The sequence below is a fragment of the Nonomuraea polychroma genome, from assembly GCF_004011505.1.
In the GTDB taxonomy this organism is placed as follows: domain Bacteria; phylum Actinomycetota; class Actinomycetes; order Streptosporangiales; family Streptosporangiaceae; genus Nonomuraea; species Nonomuraea polychroma.
In genome coordinates this window covers 8,562,624-8,581,471 of the sequence record NZ_SAUN01000001.1, presented here as the reverse complement: position 1 = coordinate 8,581,471, position 18,848 = coordinate 8,562,624, and the positions used below count along the sequence as shown (strand labels likewise).

The 18,848-nt window shown below is 70.0% G+C and carries 13 protein-coding genes; 4 read left to right on the top strand and 9 right to left on the bottom strand.

Annotated elements, in window-relative coordinates:
- Positions 1-71: 71 nt before the first annotated feature.
- The 6 genes from EDD27_RS39310 to EDD27_RS39285 form a co-directional block, all read right to left on the bottom strand.
- A complete protein-coding gene (locus tag EDD27_RS39310; protein WP_127936892.1) occupies positions 72-2,108 on the bottom strand; it encodes a sensor histidine kinase in 2,037 nt (678 codons plus the stop codon).
- 65 nt (positions 2,109-2,173) lie between these two features.
- Positions 2,174-6,166 (bottom strand): galactose-binding domain-containing protein, encoded by a 3,993-nt coding sequence (locus EDD27_RS39305; protein ID WP_127936891.1) that lies wholly within the window; start codon positions 6,164-6,166, stop codon positions 2,174-2,176.
- A gap of 18 nt (positions 6,167-6,184) precedes the next feature.
- Entirely contained in the window at positions 6,185-7,981 is a 1,797-nt protein-coding gene (locus EDD27_RS39300; RefSeq protein ID WP_127936890.1) for a glycoside hydrolase family 127 protein, read from the bottom strand.
- Positions 7,974-8,738: a carbohydrate ABC transporter permease gene (locus EDD27_RS39295; RefSeq protein WP_127936889.1), complete on the bottom strand. Its 765-nt coding sequence runs from the start codon at positions 8,736-8,738 to the stop codon at positions 7,974-7,976. The genes EDD27_RS39300 and EDD27_RS39295 overlap by 8 nt, the downstream gene beginning before the upstream one ends.
- Positions 8,735-9,649: a carbohydrate ABC transporter permease gene (locus tag EDD27_RS39290; protein WP_127936888.1), complete on the bottom strand. Its 915-nt coding sequence runs from the start codon at positions 9,647-9,649 to the stop codon at positions 8,735-8,737. The genes EDD27_RS39295 and EDD27_RS39290 overlap by 4 nt, the downstream gene beginning before the upstream one ends.
- Positions 9,646-10,926, bottom strand: coding sequence for an ABC transporter substrate-binding protein (locus tag EDD27_RS39285; RefSeq protein ID WP_127936887.1), 1,281 nt, complete (start codon positions 10,924-10,926; stop codon positions 9,646-9,648). Before EDD27_RS39285 ends, EDD27_RS39290 begins: the two co-directional genes overlap by 4 nt.
- A gap of 111 nt (positions 10,927-11,037) precedes the next feature.
- Between EDD27_RS39285 and EDD27_RS39280 the strand changes: the two genes are divergently transcribed.
- Positions 11,038-12,051 (top strand): LacI family DNA-binding transcriptional regulator, encoded by a 1,014-nt coding sequence (locus tag EDD27_RS39280; RefSeq protein WP_127936886.1) that lies wholly within the window; start codon positions 11,038-11,040, stop codon positions 12,049-12,051.
- Between the two features lie 102 nt (positions 12,052-12,153).
- Here EDD27_RS39280 and EDD27_RS39275 read toward each other — a convergent pair whose 3' ends face one another.
- Together EDD27_RS39275 and EDD27_RS39270 are read right to left on the bottom strand one after the other, a co-directional pair.
- The gene (locus EDD27_RS39275; protein WP_127936885.1) at positions 12,154-13,752 is read right to left on the bottom strand and encodes a cellulase family glycosylhydrolase; all 1,599 of its coding nucleotides are present in this window, start codon (positions 13,750-13,752) and stop codon (positions 12,154-12,156) included.
- Positions 13,753-13,867: 115 nt separating this feature from the next.
- Positions 13,868-14,509, bottom strand: coding sequence for a TetR/AcrR family transcriptional regulator (locus EDD27_RS39270; RefSeq protein ID WP_127936884.1), 642 nt, complete (start codon positions 14,507-14,509; stop codon positions 13,868-13,870).
- Between the two features lie 96 nt (positions 14,510-14,605).
- Here EDD27_RS39270 and EDD27_RS39265 point away from each other — a divergent pair, with 96 nt between their 5' ends.
- From EDD27_RS39265 to EDD27_RS39255, 3 genes are read left to right on the top strand one after another with little or no spacing between them, the layout of a single operon-like run.
- The gene (locus EDD27_RS39265) at positions 14,606-15,043 is read left to right on the top strand and encodes a (2Fe-2S)-binding protein (protein ID WP_206642272.1); all 438 of its coding nucleotides are present in this window, start codon (positions 14,606-14,608) and stop codon (positions 15,041-15,043) included.
- Positions 15,040-16,029, top strand: a complete 990-nt coding sequence (locus tag EDD27_RS39260; RefSeq protein WP_127936882.1) for an FAD binding domain-containing protein — start codon at positions 15,040-15,042, stop codon at positions 16,027-16,029. The genes EDD27_RS39265 and EDD27_RS39260 overlap by 4 nt, the downstream gene beginning before the upstream one ends.
- A complete protein-coding gene (locus EDD27_RS39255) occupies positions 16,026-18,284 on the top strand; it encodes a xanthine dehydrogenase family protein molybdopterin-binding subunit (RefSeq protein WP_127936881.1) in 2,259 nt (752 codons plus the stop codon). Before EDD27_RS39260 ends, EDD27_RS39255 begins: the two co-directional genes overlap by 4 nt.
- Here EDD27_RS39255 and EDD27_RS39250 read toward each other — a convergent pair.
- On the bottom strand, positions 18,262-18,816 hold the full coding sequence (locus EDD27_RS39250; protein WP_127936880.1) for a TetR/AcrR family transcriptional regulator: 555 nt from the start codon (positions 18,814-18,816) through the stop codon (positions 18,262-18,264). The genes EDD27_RS39255 and EDD27_RS39250 overlap by 23 nt on opposite strands.
- Positions 18,817-18,848: the final 32 nt, after the last annotated feature.

Below are 18,848 nucleotides of genomic sequence, written 5' to 3'. Positions count from 1 at the left end.
AGCGATCAAGCACGTCAACGTGGGCCGTCCCCAGGTCAGGTACCTCGAATGCTACCGGCTCCCGATGTCCCTCAGGTCAAGGCCTGGCTCGATGCGGTCAGGAGAGGAAGCATGACCTCCACACGGGTGCCCCCGCCGGGCTCGCCGGCCACCACGCAGATGCCGCCCAGCTCGGCCGCCCGCTCGCGCATCGACCCGAGGCCCACACCTGACCGGTAGGACTCGGGCAGCCCCTTGCCGTCGTCGCTGATCAGCACGCGCAGCACGGACCGCTCCCGATGGAGCACGATCCGGGCGAGCGACGCCTCGGCGTGCTTGCGGATGTTGGTCAGGGCTTCCTGGACGATCCGGTAGACCGCCACCTCGACCGCGGCCGGCAGGTCCCGCAGGTTGCCCTCGACCTGCACCTCGACCGCCGTGTCCGGTGAGGACTGCCCGGCCAGCTCGCGGACCGCCCGGGCCAGGCCCAGGTCGTCGAGCGCGGGCGGGCGCAGGCCGTACACGAGCTCGCGGATGTCCAGCGTGACCGCGCTCATCCCGGCGTGCAGCTCTTGGAGCAGCTGGTCGGCGGCCTCCGGGGACCTCTTCAGGCTGAGCCTGGCCATGTTGATGGTCATGGCCATGGCGGAGAGGGTCTGGCCGAGCCCGTCGTGCAGGTCCCGGCGCAGGCGGCGGCGTTCCTCCTCCCTGGTGGTCAGGATGCGCTCGCGGGAGCGCTGCAGGTCGGCGGCCATACGGACGGCGTGGGCGACGTCGGCGGCGTACGGGGCGAGCGTGGCCAGCACCCGCTCGTTGTGCGCGGCGGGGAAGCGGCGCGGACCCGGAGGCCCGACGAGGAGGCGGCCGACGCGCTCCCCGTGCCACACCAGGGGCACCTCGCGCGGGCTGTCGCCCACCCGGCCGCTCTCGACGTACCGGGGCTCGCCGTCGGCCACCTCGACGGCCACACCCTCGACCGCCAGCCCGTCACGCAGCACGCCAACCACCGAGGTCAGCGCCTCCGCCGGGTCGCCGCGGCGCACGGCCTGGGTGAGGCGCTCGGCGAGCACGCCGGGGTCACCGACGGCGCCGTACAGGAGCCGGTCCACGGCCCGCTGCAGCGCCCGCCGCAGCGGCTGGAAGAACGCGCCCGCGAAGAGCGCGGCGGAGATCCCGGCCACCTGGCCGTAGCCGGAGACCAGGACGCTCGACAACGTGCTGGCGGCGAAGTAGACCGCGCTGACCACGGCCACCAGCCCGGCCGCCACGAAGGCGCGGCTGATCACCGTGTCGATGCCGTAGAGCCGGTAACGCATCACCGAGAACGCGACCGCGACCGGGATGAGGGCGGCCCAGACGACCGCAGGCCACATCAGGTCCTGGTCGAACGCGGCGGCGACCAGGAAGGCGATGTATCCGGTGAACGCCAGCAGCGGCCAGCCGATCTGCCGCCTGGTGACCGGGTCCGCGCGCCGCATCCGCAACGCCAGCGACAGAGCCGCCAGCGCCATGGAGACGTAGATGCCGGTCCAGGCGATCACCGAGATCGTCTGCCCGTACGGGGCGAACGCGGGGATCTGCAGCGGATTGGGGATGACCACCGGGAACGGGTAGCCCTCGGGGGGCGGGGGCGGCTGGAACGTCGTGCGCACGAGGTTGGCGGTGATGGAGGCGTAGCCGAGCACCAGGGCGACCCGCCACCGCTTGGAAGGCAGGTGGCCGTCCGGTGAGTACAGCGGCAGCACCATCGTGAGCAGCACGCCGCACACCGCCCAGCCGATGTTCGCGGGAAGGCGCAGGTAGCCGGCGGTGAGCAGGTCGCCGGAGGAGGCGGCGCGGAACATCAGCGCGGCGGAGACGTCGCTGAGCCCGGCCGCGAGGCCGCCCAGGCACATCAGCCACGCCATGTTCAGCCGGGGGCGGTGGAAGAGCAAAAAGGCGCCGACCGCGGGGAACGTCAGCCCGGCGGCCGACTGGGGCGACACGGTCCTGGCCGGGATCCACTCGGCGGGCAGCCGGCTCCAGATGACCACCGCGGCGACGGTGAGGACGGGAGACACGACCGCCATGACGACGGCCACGACCCGCGCGGCCTTCCCCCGGCCCGAGAGGTCGCTGAATTCGACCATCGGCTTGTCCGTCCTAAGCGCTGTCCTGGCCCCGCGAATGTGGCGGGGCCAGGACAGAATAGGCGCTACTGGACGGTGACGGTGGCCTGAGCGGTGATGGTTGTGCCCTGGACCTGGCCGGTCACGGTGAACGTGCCCGGCTGGGCGTACCGGTCAGGGCTGATGGCCTCCCAGGTGACGGCGACCGAGCCGTCCTTCGACCCGTCGTTGTACGTCGCCACGACGGTCTTCGGCAACGGCGGCGCCACCCCGGCCCGGGTCGTGACCGCTTCCTCGGCGATCGAGGTGATGGTCACGGCCGCGGTGGTGCGGACGTACACCGTTGCCTGGACGGGCTGGCGGACGCCCTCGGCGAGTCCGGAGACCGTGAAGCTGGTGCCACCCGTCTTCACCTGGTCGGGCGTCACCTGCTGCCAGGTGACGGCGGCGGTGCTGCGGGCGCCGTCGGCGTACAGGGTCTCCACGGTGGCCGGCAGCTTGGGCAGCGTGTCGACCAGGGTGGGGACGTGCACGGGGCGCACGGAGTCCGGCGGGACCTCGTACACCTTGGCCTCCAGCAACCCGACCGACGCCCCGCCGGCCTCCAGTTGGACGCGCAGCCTCGAGGTCGTGACGGTGTCGAAGGAGACGGTGTTGTAGGCGTCGATCACCTTCGGGTAGGAGGCGACGCCGGTGACGTCCTCGAAGGAGTCCCCGTCCCACTGCTGGATCTTCCACGAGGCGGGCAGGCGCACGCCGCCGCCGTCGTCGAAGAAGTACACGTCGGCCTTGTTCACTCGCACCGGCGACGGCCATTCGAGCTGCACCCACTGGGTGCCCTGCTGCGGCCAGGTGCCCCAGCGCGGGTTGGCGCCGTCGTTGGAGCGCGGCGGGTCGATGCCGTCGTTGATGGCGGTGACCCGCTCCCACGGCGAGGTGTAGGAGGCGGTGGGCGTGGCCTTGGGCGCCACGTTCACCTGTGCGGCCTGGGCCGTGGCGGCGACGGTCACGGTCGCGGAGCCGCTCTTCTCGCCGTCCGAGGCGGTGAGCTCCAGTCGATACGTGCCCGGCTCGGAGAACGACACGACCGTGCTCGTGCCCGCCGGGTCGGTGAAGAACGCCTCACCGGGCCCGTCCGCCTTGGCCCACTGCGTGGTGAGCGTGCCCTTCGGCAGCGCGTCGTCCTTGGCCACCGCGTCGATCCTGGCCTGGCCGGGACGGCTGAAGGTGGGATCGACCACCGCCGCCACGTACGGGGCCCGGTTGGTGACCGAGCCGGCGTCCGCGCCCGTCTGGTACGCCTGGATCTCCTTCAGCCCCGTGGCGTAGCCGGGCCGGTGGGTGACCAGGACGCGCAGCTTCTGCGCCGTGACGGCCGGGAAGCGGACCTCGTTGAGGTTCGCCCGCGGGTAGACCGGCTTCTTGGCCTGCCCCGGCACGTCCTTCCAGGTGTCGCCGTCCTGGTACTGCACCGAGTAGAAGGCGGGCTCGCTGTACCCGGCCGCCTTGCGGTCGTTGTAGAAGTACAGCTTGACCTGGTCGACCTTCTGGGCCGAGCCGAGGTCGACCTCCAGCCAGTCCTGGGTCTTGCCGGAGCCCTTGCTGCCCCAGTACGGCTCGTTGATCGTGAACCCGTCCACCGCGCCGGCCGGGTCGCCGTGGGAGGCGGTGGCGGACTTGACCAGGTTCGGGCGGGTGGAGCGCAGGTCCACGCCGGCCTTCTGGAACAGGTCCTCGACTCGGTCGCCCTCGAGCTCGACCTGCGCGGGGGCCTTCATGGCGCCGGCCTTCTCGGAATGCACCACGGTGCCGCCCTCGACCTTGCCCGTCGCCGGGTCCCAGACCGCGTGCGCGAGACCGGAGAGCGTGACCTTGCGCTTGCCGTCGATGAGGATCGAGTACCCCTCGGGCACGCCGGCGTAGTGGGTGGTCCCGTCGCCGGGCTTGTCCCACACGATGGTGAGGTCGTTGCCCCGGTAGTTGATGCCGTTGACGGTGAAGTGGTCCCAGCCGATGTCCACCGGCCACAGCTCGACCTTGCCGTCCGAGCGCGGGCGCAGGCCCATGACGTCCTCGATGACGGTCCAGTTGCTGCTGCCCAGGATCGTGTGGTGGATCCAGGAGCGGTAGCCGATGGTCTTGGTGGTCTTGTTCCAGTCGGCCCAGAACTCGTTGGCGTCGGGGTAGCGGGTGTCGCCACCGACGTACTGCGACCAGGCGTTCCAGTAGAGCAGCTGCTTGTACTGGTCGGCGGTGACGTACGGAGTCTGGTACTCGCGGATCGCCTTGGAGAAGAAGGCGAAGTTACGCGTCGAGTTGATCTGCGAGAAGTTGTTCGACCCCGGGATCCCGGCCTCGGCCGCCTCGGCCTTGTCCTTCTGGTTGGCGGTGTACGCCGGGAAGATCGGATATTCCGTAGGATCGGCCCACAACCGCAGCGCCTCCCGATATTTCGGGTCGTCGGTGGGCACCAGGCCCGTCGCGTACGGGATGTAGTTGTTCGACTCCTTCCACGGGATCAGGTTGCCCGTCTGCAGGTCGCGGTGCTTGAAGAGCTTGTTCTGCTCGTCCCAGAGCAGGGTGAGGATGGCGTTCTTGACCCTGTCGGCCACGCCCCGCATCTCGGCGGCCTTCGCCTGGTCACCCGACAGCTCGTACGCCTGTGCCGCCGCCATCGCGTTGGCGTAGACGTAGGCGCCTTCCAGCCGCTCGTTCGCCCGGTCGTAGTAGTGGAACGACACCGCGTCGGCGTCGTTGCCGGTCATGGCCTCCCAGTCGTACTCGATGACGCCGTTCTTGTTGGAGTCGTAGGCGTTGAGCTGCCCGTAGACGTCCTTCTCGGCATACCGGGCCAGGTTGCGCAGGATCTGCGGCTGCCCGCCGTGGATCTGGTAGCTCTCCAGCGCCGCCGCCGAGATGTACTGCGTGTAGCTGTTCGACCAGTTCTCCGGGTCGCCCGGGTTGTCGGTGTACTTGGAGTTACGCGACACCTCGCCCGCCGACACCCACGGCCCGTACGAGTAGATCGGGTTGCGCAGGTACTTCAGGTCCTGCACGAACATCGGCACGGTCAGCACGATCGCGTTGTTGTAGCCCAGCGCGCCCTCCACCGACGTCGGGAACTGGAAGTCGTTCCCGGGGATGTCGGCGTCGAGGAAGTTGAAGCGCATGAGCCACCAGCGGTAGTACACGAACTTCTTGATGTTCTCGTCGGGCACGTCGATGTAGGGGACGTTGTCCGCCCACCAGGCGTTGTAGTCCTGCAGCTGCCGCCGCAGCGCCTGCTCCGGTGAGCGGCCCTTGTAGCCGTCGTACTCGGCGCGCGAGCCGGCGAGCTCCTCGGTGACGAAGCCCATCTGGACCTTGGTGCGCACGGTCTTGCCCGGCTCGACCGTGACGGCGCCCTTGAGCGTGCCATCGTCGGCCTTCAGCCCGTCACCGCTGAGCCTGGGGAAGATCGTGGTCAGCTTGTTCTTGGCGAACACCGCGCCGGTCAGCTCCCGGTCGCCGTCGGCCGCCTTGGTGTAGGGCGAGGTCACCGTGATCGGGACCGACTTCGCCGCCGACCCCGTGTTGGTGATCTCCAGCGTCGTCACGGCCACGTTCTGGTGCGTGATGAACTTCTTCACGCCGACCGACAGCCCGTCCCCGGCGTACTGGCCGGTCCAGTGGCTGGGCATCTGCAGCCGCTTCGACACGTCCTCGGTGAGCGTGGTGCCGAGCGAGATCGTGTACGCGTCCCGGTTGTCGATGCTCTCCCAGTACGCGACGTACCCGCCGAAGCCGATCTTCCGAGGGTCGTGCTCCTTCATGAACAGCGCCCGCCCGCGTGACATCAACCACGTGCCTGCCGGGTCGTCGCCCGGCCGGGCCAGCATGCGGTCGATCCAGTACGAGTCGCCGCCCTTCTCCTTCTTGTAGATCTCCTCCATCATCTTGCGCGGGTGGTATCCGACCGGCTCGTCGGGCACGGGGTCGGCACCCGTGAACACCGGCATCCCGAGATCATCCACGGCGACCGCCGAGGTCGGCAACGCGACAAGAGAGGCTGTGAGCGCTAACACGGCTACGAAACGCATGGGCATTCTCCAGAGGGTTCAGATCGGCAGCCAGACACGCATGGTCGCGGGACCCCGGTTACCCCACCGGTGGTAAGGGATGAGCCGCAGCCGCGCGTCCGAGGCGTCCACGCGGCCGTTCCGCGACGGCCCGTACGGCCAGCCGTCGCCGTCGCTGTCGCCGAGCGAGGCCTCGACCTCCAGCTCGACCACGCCGTTCGCCTCGTGCTCCACGGGCGGCTCGACCCGCACGGCCAGGTCGGCGAGCGGCGGCTCGTCGCCCACGGACTCCGCGCAGTAAACGAGCGGACCCCGCTCGACCGCCGCGCACGCCCGAAGCGCGTCGATCTTGCTGTTGGGGAACGTCCACCTCGGCGACATCGCCAGCTCCAGCCGGAGCTCGTCACCCGCCCGCCACGGCCCGTCGACGGAGGCGTACCCGGGCGCCACGGGACGGACCGTGCCGCCGTGCGCGAGCGTCGCGTCCGAGGCCCAGGCCGGGACGCGCAGCTTGATCCGCCCGTCGCCGTCCTCCAGCACCCGGACCGTCACCGCGCCGTGCCACGGGTAGCCGGTCTCCACTCGCACCGCGACCCCGCCGCCGCGGATCTCCGACGGCGTGAAGTGGTGGATCTGCAGACCGTCCGCCGCGGTCGTGGCCATGTAGGCAGGCAGGGAGGCCAGCGTGCGGGCGATGTTGTTCGGGCAGCAGGACACGTCGAACCAGGGCGAGCGCAGCCCGCCCTCCGCAGCGTGGTTCACGCCTTCGAGCGGGACGGCGGCCACCCGCACCTGCAGCGGGTTGGCGTAGAAGAACGACCGGCCGTCCAGCGCGACGCCGGTGGCGAGCATGTTGTACAGGGTCCGCTCGGCCAGGTCGGCGTAGCGGACGTCGCCGGTGGCCAGCAGCAGCCGGTGCGCCAGCATGATCGAGGCGATGCTCGCGCAGGTCTCGTTGTAGGCCCGGTCCGGCGGCAGCTCGTAGTCGTCGCCGAACGACTCGTCGATGTGCCGCGAGCCCATGCCGCCGGTCAGGTGCGTACGCCGGGCGACCGTGCGCTCCCACTGCGCCTCGACCGCCTTCAGCAGCTCCTCGTCGCCGGTCTCGACGGCCACGTCCACGACGCCGGAGGCCAGGTAGAGCGCCCGCACGGCGTGACCGCGGAACACCTGTGCCTGGCGGACCGGCATGTCGTCCTGGTAGTAGGCGCGGCCGAAGGGGATGTCGGCGAGCGCCGGCAGGCCGCGCCGCTCGACGAAGCGCCGGGCCATCTCCAGGTAGCGCTCGGTCCCGGTCACGCGGTAGAGCTCGACGAGCGCCATCTCGATCACGGGGTGCCCGCAGGTCTCGGTGCCGTCCATGAAGCGGCGGCAGACGTGGTCGGCGGCCCGCACCGCCACCTGCGTCAGCCGGTCCTCGCCGTGCATGCGCAGCCGGGCGACCGCCGCCTGGATGAGGTGGCCGTAGCAATAGAGCTCGTGCCCCCATTCGAAGTCGGTGTAGCGGCTGCCGGACCAGCGGGTGTTGATGTAGCCGTCGCCCTCCTGGGCCTGGGCCACGGTCTCGGCCAGTGCCGGCAGCCCGGGGTGGTCGGCCCAGGCCATGGCCTCCAGCAGCTTGTAGATCTCGGAGTCGCTGAACTCCCGGCCCCTGCGCGGGCGCTCGCCCCGGAAGTTGCCGATCCAGCCTTCGCGTTCTTCCCATTCCTGGCAGTGGGCGATGGTGACCTCGCGGTTGAGCGCCACCCGGTCGCCCCAGAAACCGGGCGAGAGCCGTACCGCGTCGAGGCCGAGGGGGGACAGGACGCCCGATGAGGGCAGGACGGGATTAGCCACGCAGAGCTCCTGACATGAATCCGCGCACGTAGTGGCGCTGCAACACGATGAAGAGGATGAGACAGGGGAAGGCCATGACCATGACGCCGGCCTGGAGCATGCCGTAGTCGATCGCGCCGAACGTCTGCTGCGTCATGCTCACCACGGCCACCGGCAGCGTGAACGATGCTCCGTCGTTGAGCAGGATGAGCGGCGCGAAGAAGTCGTTCCACGAGGCGAGGAACGCGAACAGGCCCACCGTGATCAGCGCGGGCCGCACGGCGTGCAGCAGGATCCTGGTGAAGGCGCGGAACGTGCCGCAGCCGTCCACCAGCGCCGCCTCCTCCAGCTCACGGGGCAGCGCCTCGAAGGCGTTGCGCATCATGAACAGCGCGAAGGGCAGCTGGAACATCACGAACACCAGCGACAGCCCGACGAGCGAGTTCTGCAGCCCGATGTAGCCGAGCAGCACGTAGAGCGGGATGAGGATGGTCGCGTACGGCACCATGAGGATCGCCAGCGTGGCGAGGAACAGCAGATTCTTGCCAGGGAAGTCGAAGCGGGCGAACCCGTATCCGCCGAGCGCGGAGACGACGAGGGTGCCCGCCACCGTCATGACGGAGACCAGCACGCTGTTGGTCGAGTACGTGCCGAGGCCCTCGCCGAATTGGGCCATCTCCAGGTAGTTGGACGGCTCCTCCAGCGAGGCGTAACCGCTCCACACCAGCGGGAACAGGAACAGCACCGCCAGGGCGGACAGCGTGAGGTAACGGCTCATCGCAGCCTCCGCATCATCAGCGTGTTGAGCCCGACGAGGGCCACGAGCAGCACGACCGACAGCGCCGCCGCGCCGCCGAGGTTGAAGCGGAAGAACGCCTCGCGGTAGATGACCATGACCATGGAGACCGTGCTGTTGTCCGGGCCGCCGTTGGTGAAGACGAAGAACTGGTCGAAGGCCAGCAGCGAGCCCGTGACGCTGAGGATGAGCATCAACGCCAGCGTCGGGCGCAGCAGCGGCAGCGTGATCTTGGTGAAGACCTGCCAGCGGTTGGCGCCGTCGCTGCGCGCGGCCTCGTACACCTCGGTCGGGATGGCCTGCAGGCCGGTCAGCAGGATGAGCATGTTGAACCCGGCGAACCGCCAGATGACCAGCGTGATCGTGGAGAACAGCGCCATGTTGGGCGTGCCGATCCACTTGATCGGCTCGTCGGTGATGCCCAGAGATTGGAGCATCGGGTCGATGGGGCCGAAGTCGTTGTTCAGCATGCCGTAGAACAGCAGCCCGGCCGCGGCGAAGCCGACCGCGCCCGGCAGGAAGAAGGCCGTCCTGAAGAACCCGATGCCGGGCTTGCGATCCTGCACCAGCAGGGCCAGGCCGAGCGCCACAGCGGACAGCAGCACGGTGGTGATGGCGGTGTACTTGAGCGTGAAGAAGACCGCGTCGACGAAGAGCGGGTTGTCGGCGATCTTGGTGTAGTTCTCGGGGGCGTTGAACGTGGCCTGGCCGAGCAGGGGCCAGCGGTTGAGCGACATCCACACGACCAGCACCAGGGGCGCGATGAAGAGCACCCCCACGATGACGGCCGTGGGGGCCGCGTACAGCCAGCCCTGGACCTTCCTGCTCCGCCACCGGGCGGGCGGCGCGGAGTGTGCCGGCCGCCGCCCGGATCGCGTGATCGTCAAGGTCATTGTTGCAGCGACTTCGTGATCTCGGCGTTGAGCTGTGGGAGCTTCGAGACGTCACCGAACACGGCCTCGCGGGCGTAGCGCAGCCACGGACCCTGCGGGTCGTTGAACGTCTGGCCGAAGCGCAGGGCGAACGGGGTCTGGCCCTTGGCCACCAGCGAGTTGATCAGCACCACGCGCGGGTCCTCGGCGGAGTACTTGTTGCTGGCCAGGTCGGTGCGGGCGAGCACGTCCTTGTTCTTGGCCATGACCTCGACCTGGGCCTGGTCGGAGACCGTCCAGGACAGGAACTCCCAGGCGGCGTCGGCGTTCTTGCTGGTGGAGGAGATGCCGATGGAGTCGCCGCCGACGAACGTCGACTCGCCGCCGTCGGGGCCGGCGATCGGGGTGACGCCGATCTTCACGTCCTTCGGCATGAGGCCGAGCGTGGTCGAGGGCATCGGCATGACGCCGATCTCGCCCTTGGGGAAGAAGCCGGTCCAGGTCGGGCCCTGCTCCTCCTTGGTCGTCGGGCCTGTGACCTTCTTCTCGTACAGGTCGCGGTAGATCTTGAAGACGTCGGTCATCGCGGGCTGGTCGTTGAGCGACTGCGTGCCCTCGGCGTTCATGACCTGGCCGCCGGCGGCCCAGACGGAGGGCCAGAACGTGAAGACGTAGCAGCCGCCGCAGTTGCCGCCGAAGAACGTGCCGTGGACCTTGCCGTCCTTGCCGAGCTTCTCTTGAATGGTGGTGGCGTGCTGGGCGAACTCCTTCAGCGTCTTCGGGCCCTGCTCGGGGTCGAGCCCGGCCTTCTCGTACAGGTCCTTGTTCCAGAACCAGACCGACAGGTCGAGGGTGTGCGGCAGGGTGTACATCTTGCCGTCGAGCGTGCCCAGCTTCATGTGCGAGGGTGCGAGCCCGGCCTTGTACGGCAGCGCGTTGACCCTGTCCGTGATGTCCATGAACAGGCCCTGGGAGGTGTAGTTCGGGACGAAGATGACGTCGGCCGCGAACACGTCGGGGAGCTGCTTGGCGCCGGCCGCGGCGGCGATGCGCGGCTGGTAGTTGTCCGTGGGGATGACGGTGAGCTTCACCTGGTTCTTGTGGGTCTTGTTGTACTCCTGGACCAGCCGCTCGCTCTGCGTCTGCGTGGCAGCGCGGGTCCACATCGTGATCGTCACGGGACTGTCCGCTGCTTGCGTGCTGCCCCCACCACCACCGCCGCCTCCGCCGCTGCCGCAGGCCGCTGCTGTGAGCGCTAACACACCGAGGAGGGAGATCCCGGCCAGCCTTCGTCTCATGATGTGCTCCTGGACTTAAAGGTTTTCGGAAACGTAGAAGAAACCTGTCTCACTGTCAATGGGTGTTAGGGTTCTATGCAGTTCACAGCCGACCGAAAAGGGTTTCGAAGCATGGCGACTAAGCGGGCGACCATCAGTGATGTGGCCTCGCTGGCGGGGGTGTCGATCGCCACGGCGTCCAAGGCGCTCAACGGGCGCCAGGATGTGCGGGCGGCCACGCGCGAGCGTGTGCTGGCCGCCGCGGCGGAGCTCTCCTTCCAGCCGAACGCTCTGGCCAGGGGACTGCTGTCGGGCCAGACCCGCACCGTGGGGCTGCTGACCTCCGACAGCGTCGGCCGGTTCGGCATCCCGGTGCTGCTCGGCGCGGAGAACGCGTTCGGGGCCGGCGAGATGGCCGTGCTGCTCTGCGACGCGCGCGGCGACGCGATCAGGGAGCAGCACCACCTGCGGGCGCTGCTGTCGCGCCGGGTGGACGGGCTGATCGTGGTGGGCGAGAGCACCAACCCGCGCCCGTCGGTGAGCAAGGACCTGCCGGTGCCGGTCGTGTACGCGTACGGGCCGTCCGAGGACCCCGACGACGTGTCCTTCGTGCCGGACGACGTGGGAGCCGCCGCCATGGCCGTCAACCACTTGCTGGCCATGGGACGCCGCAAGATCGCGCACATCACGGGGCCGGCCCACTACAAGGCCGCCCGAGACCGCGAGGAAGGTTTCCGGCTCGCGCTCGCCCAGGCAGGTCTGGAGCAGGTCGGTCAGACGTTGTCGGGGCCGTGGTCCCAGCGGTGGGGGCGGCACGCGGCCGAGATGGTGCTCATGGCCGAGCCCGAGATCGACGCCGTCTTCTGCGGCAGCGACCAGATCGCGGCCGGGTTCGTGGAGACGGCGCGGGAGCGGGGGCGGCGGGTGCCGGACGACATCGCGGTGGTCGGCTACGACAACTGGGAGGTGCTGTCCACCGAGACCCGGCCCGCGCTGACGACCGTGGACATGAACCTGGAGCTGCTGGGCCGGACGGCGGCGCAACACCTGTTCGCGGCCATCGACGGCAAGGCCACGCCGGGCGTGCACAAGATGCCCTGCCAGCTCGTCATCCGCGACTCCACCTCCCCGCCCGGCGTCTCCTGATCCTTTCGGCGTCCTCCCGGCCTGCCGACCCGCCGCCGTCGCCTTCGCCGGCCTGGCCGCCGTGTCCTCGCCGGGCCGGCCCGGCGAGGACACGGCGGGTGGTCAGGACGGGGTGCAGGTGTAGGGGCCGGGGATCGCGGAGTCGCCGCTGGGGCGGCTGGCCTGGAAGCCGAAGTTGGCCGAGGCGCCCGGGGGGAGGGAGCCGTTGTAGCTCATGCCGCGGGCCGTGACGGCCTGCCCGGTGCTGCTCATCGTGGCGTTCCAGCCTCCTGTGATCGTATGGCCGTTCGGCAGCGTGAACGTGACCGTCCAGCCGTTGATGGGCGTGGAGCCGGTGTTGGTGACGGTGACCTGGACGACGTAGCCGCCGCCCCACTGGCTCTGCACGGTCCCCGTGGCCGTGCAACTGCCCGGTCCGCCGCCTCCCGACGTGGTGGTGAAGGTCGTGGTGGGGGAGTTCGCGGACAGGTTGTTCGCGCCGTCACGGGCGCGTACGTACACCTGATAGGGGGTCGAGGCGCTCAATCCCGTCAGCGTGATGGAGTTGGTCGTGGTCTGGCCGAGCAGCGGGTCGGTGGTGCCCTGCTCGCGGTAGACGTTGTAGCCCGCCAGGCCCGAGCCGCCCGAGTCGGTGGAGGCCGCCCAGGTCAGAGTGGCGCCGCTGGAGGTCACGTTCGAGGCCGACGGCGTGCCGGGTGTCGTCGGAGGGGTGGTGTCGGTGCCGCCGCCGCCGAAGTACGTGGCCTCGCGCGAGGTCTGCCCGATGCCGTTGGCGCCGTTGAAGATCCGCTGCCCCCACGAGGTCAGCTGGGCGGGGTTGAAGTTGGTGACCATGTCGAGGTATTCGACGCCGCCGCCGTTGCCGCTCCACGACCACCCGATGTAGCCGAGTCCGCGCTGCTGCGCCTGGGCCATGATCGTGTCCTCGTCGGGGTTGCCGTCGGAGTGGTTGTGCCCGAACTCGCCGATCACCAGCGGCAGGCCGGCGGTCTGGAACGCGTTGAGGTAGGAGGTGATCTCCGCGGCCGTGTCGAAGACCCCGTACATGTGGACCGAGAAGACCGTGTTGCGCTGCGGGTCGGCGTTGAAGACGGTCTGGGCGTTGTCCCGCATCGTGAACTGCCAGTCCTGGCCCCAGTTGGGCGCGTCGACCATCAGCAGGTGCTGGAAGCCCAGGCTGCGCATCCGGCTGATGGCGCTGGTGGTCGCGCTGGTCCAGGCGGAGACGTTGTTGTTGCCGTAGGGCTCGTTGCCGATGTTGATGACGATGTAGTCCTCGGCGCCCGTCACCGCGCTCTTGACGCTGTTCCAGTAGGTGACCGCCTGGTCGAGCGTGTACGCGCCGCTCTGCTCGCCGTATCCGGTGGTGTCGTGGTTTTCGAGCACGCATATTAACCGGTTCTGCCGACACAGCGAGACGATGTTGGCCACGTCCGAGGCCCCGTTGGCCGGCCATCTGCCGCCGCTCAGCACCACGCGCACCGTGTTGGCGCGCAGCGCCTTGATGTTGGCGAAGGAGCTCGTCTGGCTCGTGTACCAGGTGTGCGCGTGGCTGACGCCGCGCATGACGAACGCGTTCCCGTTGGCCTCCACGATCCTGGCGCCGTTGACGCGGAGCCCGACCGCGGCGTGCGCGGGAGCGGCCGGGACGACGATCAGCATCGAGACGAGGAGCGCGAGGAACGCCGCGAGTCTGCTCATAACGGGTGCCTTTCCTTAGATTAACCGGTTAGGTACACACGCTGATCCCAATCCGCCGTGATGTACAGGAATCAGCCGAGTGGCCGCGGAGAATGCCTGGACTCGGGTGAAACTTTCACCGGAGCGTCGGCAGGCCGGCGGCGAGCGCGCTGAGCATGCGGACGAGCGTGGGCACCATCTGCGGGCAGGTGGCGGCGAGCTCGGGGTCGCGGGCGTAGACCTCGGCCAGCGTGGGGGAGGGGTTGGCGGCGGGATAGAGCAGACCGCCCAGGCCGGCGGCTCCCATGACGAGCTCCCCCGCCTCGGTATCCGTGAGGTCGGTGACGACCGCCACCTCCGAGGCCAGGTCGGCGAGCACGCTCACCACGGCCCGCTTGAACGTGTGCGCCGCCTCGACCGACACGTTGTGCTCCAGGCTGGTGGAGGTGTGGCTGAGCAGGTCGCAGAAGAGCGGCCGCTCGGTCAGCGTCTCCGCCAGCACCGTCACCACGTCGGCCGTGCCGGAGGCGTGCCGCAGTCGCCCGCTCACTTCCTCGGCCCACTCCCGCCACTCCTCGGCGGCCAGCTGGAGGTAGATCTCCTCCCGGGTGCCGAAATAGCGCACGATGTTGGACTTCGCCAGGCCGACCGCCTCCGCGACCGCGCCCAGGCTGACGTTGCGCACGCCCGAGGCCATGGCGAGCTCGCGCGCGGCGTCGAGGATCGCCTCGCGCCGCTGCTGCTTGTGCTCCGGCCGCCTGGCCCTGAGGAAAGTCATCGTGGTGCCAGGATAAGGCTCAGAGTTAAAAGAACGCCGTTCTCTTGTTAAGAGGACATCGTTCTGTTAGCGTCCCGAGGTGTGACCGAGATACGGATGCGAGTGAACGGCACGGACGAGAAGCTCGACGTCGAGCCGTGGGTCAGCCTGCTCGACGCGCTACGTGAACGCCTGGGCGTGACGGGCCCGAAGAAGGGCTGTGACCAGGGTGCCTGCGGCGCGTGCACGGTCCTCGCCGACGGCGTGCGGATCAACGCCTGCCTGGCCCTGGCCGTCCAGTACGCGGACAGGGAGATCACCACCATCGAGGGTGTGACCCCGCACCCGCTGCAGGAGGCGTTCATCCGGCACGACGGGTTCCAGTGCGGCTACTGCACCTCGGGCCAGATCTGTTCGGCGATCGGCATGCTCAGCGAGTGCGAGGACCCCGCCACGCTGACCGACGACGAGATCCGGGAGCGCATGAGCGGCAACCTGTGCCGCTGCGGGGCCTACAACGGCATCGTCGATGCGATCAAGGAGGTCGCGCGATGAGGCCGTTCGCGTACGTCAAGCCAGCCGATGTCGCCGAGGCCGTGCAGACGGCCGCCGCCGACCCCGGCGCCAAGTTCCTGGGCGGCGGCACCAACCTGGTCGACCTCATGCGCGAGGGCATCGAGCGGCCCTACACGGTCGTGGACGTGACCGGTCTGCCGCTCGACGAGGTGGCCGAGCTGCCCGGCGGCGGGCTGCGGATCGGCGCGCTGGTCCGCAACAGCGTCCTGGCCGCCGACCGGCGGGTCCGCAGCCGCTATCCGGTGTTGTCGCAGGCCATCCTCGCCGGCGCCTCGGCCCAGCTGCGCAACATGGCCACCGTGGGCGGCAACCTGCTGCAGCGCACCCGCTGTCCCTACTTCTACGACCAGGCGTCGGCCTGCAACAAGCGCGAGCCCGGCGCCGGCTGCGACGCGATCGGCGGGTTCAACCGCTCCCACGCGATCCTGGGCGTGAGTGACAGCTGCATCGCCACGCATCCCTCCGACATGTGCGTGGCGCTGGCCGCCCTGGACGCCGTCGTCGAAGTGCGGAGCGTGCGCGGCACGCGCCGGATCCCGCTGGCGGACTTCCACCTGCTGCCCGGCGACACGCCGCACGTCGAGACCGCGCTCGCGGCCGACGAGCTGATCACGGCCGTCGAGGTGCCGCCGATCGCGGCGCCCTCCCGCTATCGCAAGGTCCGCGACCGGGCGTCGTACGCGTTCGCGCTGGTCTCCGTGGCGGCAGCGCTGGAGGTCAAGGACGGGACGATCATCGAGGCCCGCCTGGCGCTGGGTGGCGTCGCGCCCAAGCCGTGGCGGGCCCGCGAGGCCGAGCGGATCCTGCTCGGAGGGCCGGCGACGGAGGAGACGTTCCGGCGGGCGGCCGACGCCGAGCTCGCATCCGCCGTCACGCGGCCGGGCAACGCGTTCAAGGCCGGCCTGGCCCGGGCCACGATCGCGGCCACACTGCGCGACCTGACCTCCGGAGAGGAAGCGGCATGACCACCACGTACGCCGAGCGCACGGCCACCGAGAAGTACGTCGGCCGCCCCGTCGATCGGCTCGACGGCCCCGCCAAGACCACCGGCGAGGCCCGCTACGCCGCCGAGCACCGATATCCGGACCTCGCGTACGCCGCCCTCGTCCACGCGACCGTCGCCCGGGGCCGCATCACCGCCATCGACACCGCGGCCGCCCGCGCCGTGCCGGGCGTGATCGAGGTGCTCACCCACGAGAGCGCCCCCGCCATGAAGCCCTTCAAGGTCAGCCTCCTGGACCCCCTCGGCGCGATGTCCTCCGGGACGTCGGTCAACTACCTGGCCACCGACGAGGTGCACTGGAACGGCCAGCCGGTGGCCGTCGTGGTCGCCGAGACGCACGAGGCCGCGCGGCACGCGGCGTCCCTGGTGCGGCCCGCGTACCAGGAGCTGCCGGCCGTGGTGGACTTCTCGGCCGAGGAGCCGAACGCCACCCCGCAGAAGAGAAGCATGCTGTTGGAGAGCGAGGCCGACAAGGGCGACGCGAAGGCCGCGCTGGAGGCCGCGCCGGTGTCGGTGGACCTGAGGTTCACCACGCCGCCGCACAACCACAACGCCATCGAGCCACACGCCACCACCGCCGCCTGGAACGGCGACCACCTGACCGTGCACGAGGCCACGCAGGGCATCCCGTGGGTGCGCAAGCAGCTCGCGCTGCGGTTCGGCGTGCCGGAGCGGAACATCCGGGTGCTGTCGCCGTTCGTGGGCGGCGGGTTCGGCGGCAAGGGCCCGATCTGGGCGGGCACGCTGCTCGCCGTGCTGGCCGCGCGGGCGACCGGCCGGCCGGTGCGGCTGGCCCTCACCCGGGCGGGCGTCTACCACACGGTCGGCGGTCGTACCCCCAGCACGCAGCGGGTCGCGCTGGGCGCCGACAAGGACGGCACTCTCACCGCCCTGATCCACACCAGTGTGGCCAGGACGGGAAGGGTCGGGGGTTGGCAGGAGCAGATCACCTCCGCCTCCCGGCACCTCTACGCCGCACCCAACATTCACCTGCGCCAGCACCTCGTCCAGCTCGACCTGCTCCCCAACACCCCCATGCGGGCGCCGGGCGAGTCCATCGGCACCTTCGCCCTGGAGTCGGCCGTGGACGAGCTGGCCTGGGAGCTCGGCATGGACCCGATCGAGCTGCGCATGCGCAACGAGCCCGAGCGCAACCCGGTGGACGGCAAGCGGTTCGCCCGGCGATTCCTGCGGGAGGCTTACGCGCTGGGGGCCGAGCGGTTCGGCTGGAACGAGCGGGACCCGCGGCCCGGTGCCATGCGGGACGGGCGGTGGCTGGTCGGCATGGGCGTCGCCACCGCGTACCACCCCGCGATGCACCTGCCGGTGAGCGCCACCGTGCGGCTGTCCGCGGACGGCGGGGTCGTGGTGCGCTGCGCCATGGCCGAGATCGGGGTGGGCGCCGCCACGGTGCAGGCGCAGATCGCCGCCGACGAGCTGGGCGTGCCGCTGGACGCCGTACGCGTCGAGTCCGGCGACTCCGAGCTGCCGCTGGGCGCCATGGCGGGCGGCTCGGTACAGACCGCGAGCGTGGCGGCGAGCGTGCTGGCCGCCTGCCGCAAGCTCAGGCAATCCGCGCTGGCGCTGGCACGCCGGTCCCCGGACTCGCCGCTGCGCGGCCGGCGGCTGTCCGACCTGGAGGCCCGCGACGGCGGACTCTTCTATGGCGCGAGCGGCGAGACGTACGCGGCCATCCTGACCCGGGCGGGCCGCGATCACCTGGAGAGCGAGATCAAGTCGGGCGCGATGGGTATGGTGGGCGCTCTCCGCGACCGTAGGCGCTGGGTGAAGGCGGCGTGCGGCGCGCAGTTCTGCGAGGTGCGGGTGGACCGGGACACCGGCGAGGTGCGGGTGTCGCGCTGGCTCGGCGTGTTCGACGTCGGCCGGGTGATCAACGCCAAGCTGGTGGCCAGCCAGCTTCGTGGCGGCATCGTGATGGGCATCGGCCTTGCGCTGTCGGAGGAGACGCAGATCGACCCGCGCACCGGACGAATCGTGAACGCGAGCCTGGGCGAATACCACGTGCCCGTGCACGCCGACATTCCCCGCATCGACGTCCACTGCCTGGACGAGCCGGACCCCACCATGCCGCTGGGTCTGGTCGGCGTGGGTGAGGTCGGCATCACCGGGGTCGGCGCCGCCGTCGCGAACGCCGTGCGCCACGCCACCGGCAAGCGGGTCCTCGACCTGCCGATCACTCTCGACAAGCTGCTGTGACGGATGCGGCGGCGGCTTGTCCCGCCGCCCGTGCCACCGTCGCCGCGCCCGCAGGATTCACCATCGCGGTGACGGTGGCCCCGTCGACCAGCACGAGCAGCTGCTCGGCCAGCACGTCCGGATCCGCCGCGCCCGCCTCGGCGGCCAGCCCGCGCAAGTAGTCACGCAGCCGCTGCTTGTGCCGCCACACCACCTCGCGCACGGGCTCCGACGAGGCGCCCAGCTCCCCGTAGGCATTGACGAACCCGCACCCGCGGAAGTCGTCTTCGGCGAACCACCGCTCCAGCCACTCGAACACGGCGGAGATCGCGTTCTGCCGCTCTTCGACGTATGTCGTGAGCGAGGACATCCACCGCTCGTCCCGTCGCTCCAGATACGCCACGACCAGCGCCTCCTTGGACGGGAAACTCTGGTAGAGCCGCTTGAGCGACACCCCGGACGCGGTGCGCACGTCGTCCATGCCCACCGCCTGCAGGCCGCGCCGGTAGAACAGCTCGCCCGCCGCGACGAGGACCCGCTCCGCGTGTTCCATGCCACCTCGCTTGTCCTGGAGAACCATCGTTC

Bases quoted from the DNA above. Each gene is read 5' to 3' on its own strand.
- EDD27_RS39275 (WP_127936885.1), bottom strand. From the start codon at position 13,752: ATGAGCAGACTCGCGGCGTTCCTCGCGCTCCTCGTCTCGATGCTGATC.
- EDD27_RS39250 (WP_127936880.1), bottom strand. From the start codon at position 18,816: ATGGAACACGCGGAGCGGGTCCTCGTCGCGGCGGGCGAGCTGTTCTAC.
- EDD27_RS39260 (WP_127936882.1), top strand. From the start codon at position 15,040: ATGAGGCCGTTCGCGTACGTCAAGCCAGCCGATGTCGCCGAGGCCGTG.
- EDD27_RS39255 (WP_127936881.1), top strand. From the start codon at position 16,026: ATGACCACCACGTACGCCGAGCGCACGGCCACCGAGAAGTACGTCGGC.
- EDD27_RS39295 (WP_127936889.1), bottom strand. From the start codon at position 8,738: ATGAGCCGTTACCTCACGCTGTCCGCCCTGGCGGTGCTGTTCCTGTTC.
- EDD27_RS39290 (WP_127936888.1), bottom strand. From the start codon at position 9,649: ATGACCTTGACGATCACGCGATCCGGGCGGCGGCCGGCACACTCCGCG.
- EDD27_RS39310 (WP_127936892.1), bottom strand. From the start codon at position 2,108: ATGGTCGAATTCAGCGACCTCTCGGGCCGGGGGAAGGCCGCGCGGGTC.
- EDD27_RS39270 (WP_127936884.1), bottom strand. From the start codon at position 14,509: ATGACTTTCCTCAGGGCCAGGCGGCCGGAGCACAAGCAGCAGCGGCGC.
- EDD27_RS39265 (WP_206642272.1), top strand. From the start codon at position 14,606: ATGCGAGTGAACGGCACGGACGAGAAGCTCGACGTCGAGCCGTGGGTC.
- EDD27_RS39285 (WP_127936887.1), bottom strand. From the start codon at position 10,926: ATGAGACGAAGGCTGGCCGGGATCTCCCTCCTCGGTGTGTTAGCGCTC.
- EDD27_RS39305 (WP_127936891.1), bottom strand. From the start codon at position 6,166: ATGCGTTTCGTAGCCGTGTTAGCGCTCACAGCCTCTCTTGTCGCGTTG.
- EDD27_RS39280 (WP_127936886.1), top strand. From the start codon at position 11,038: ATGGCGACTAAGCGGGCGACCATCAGTGATGTGGCCTCGCTGGCGGGG.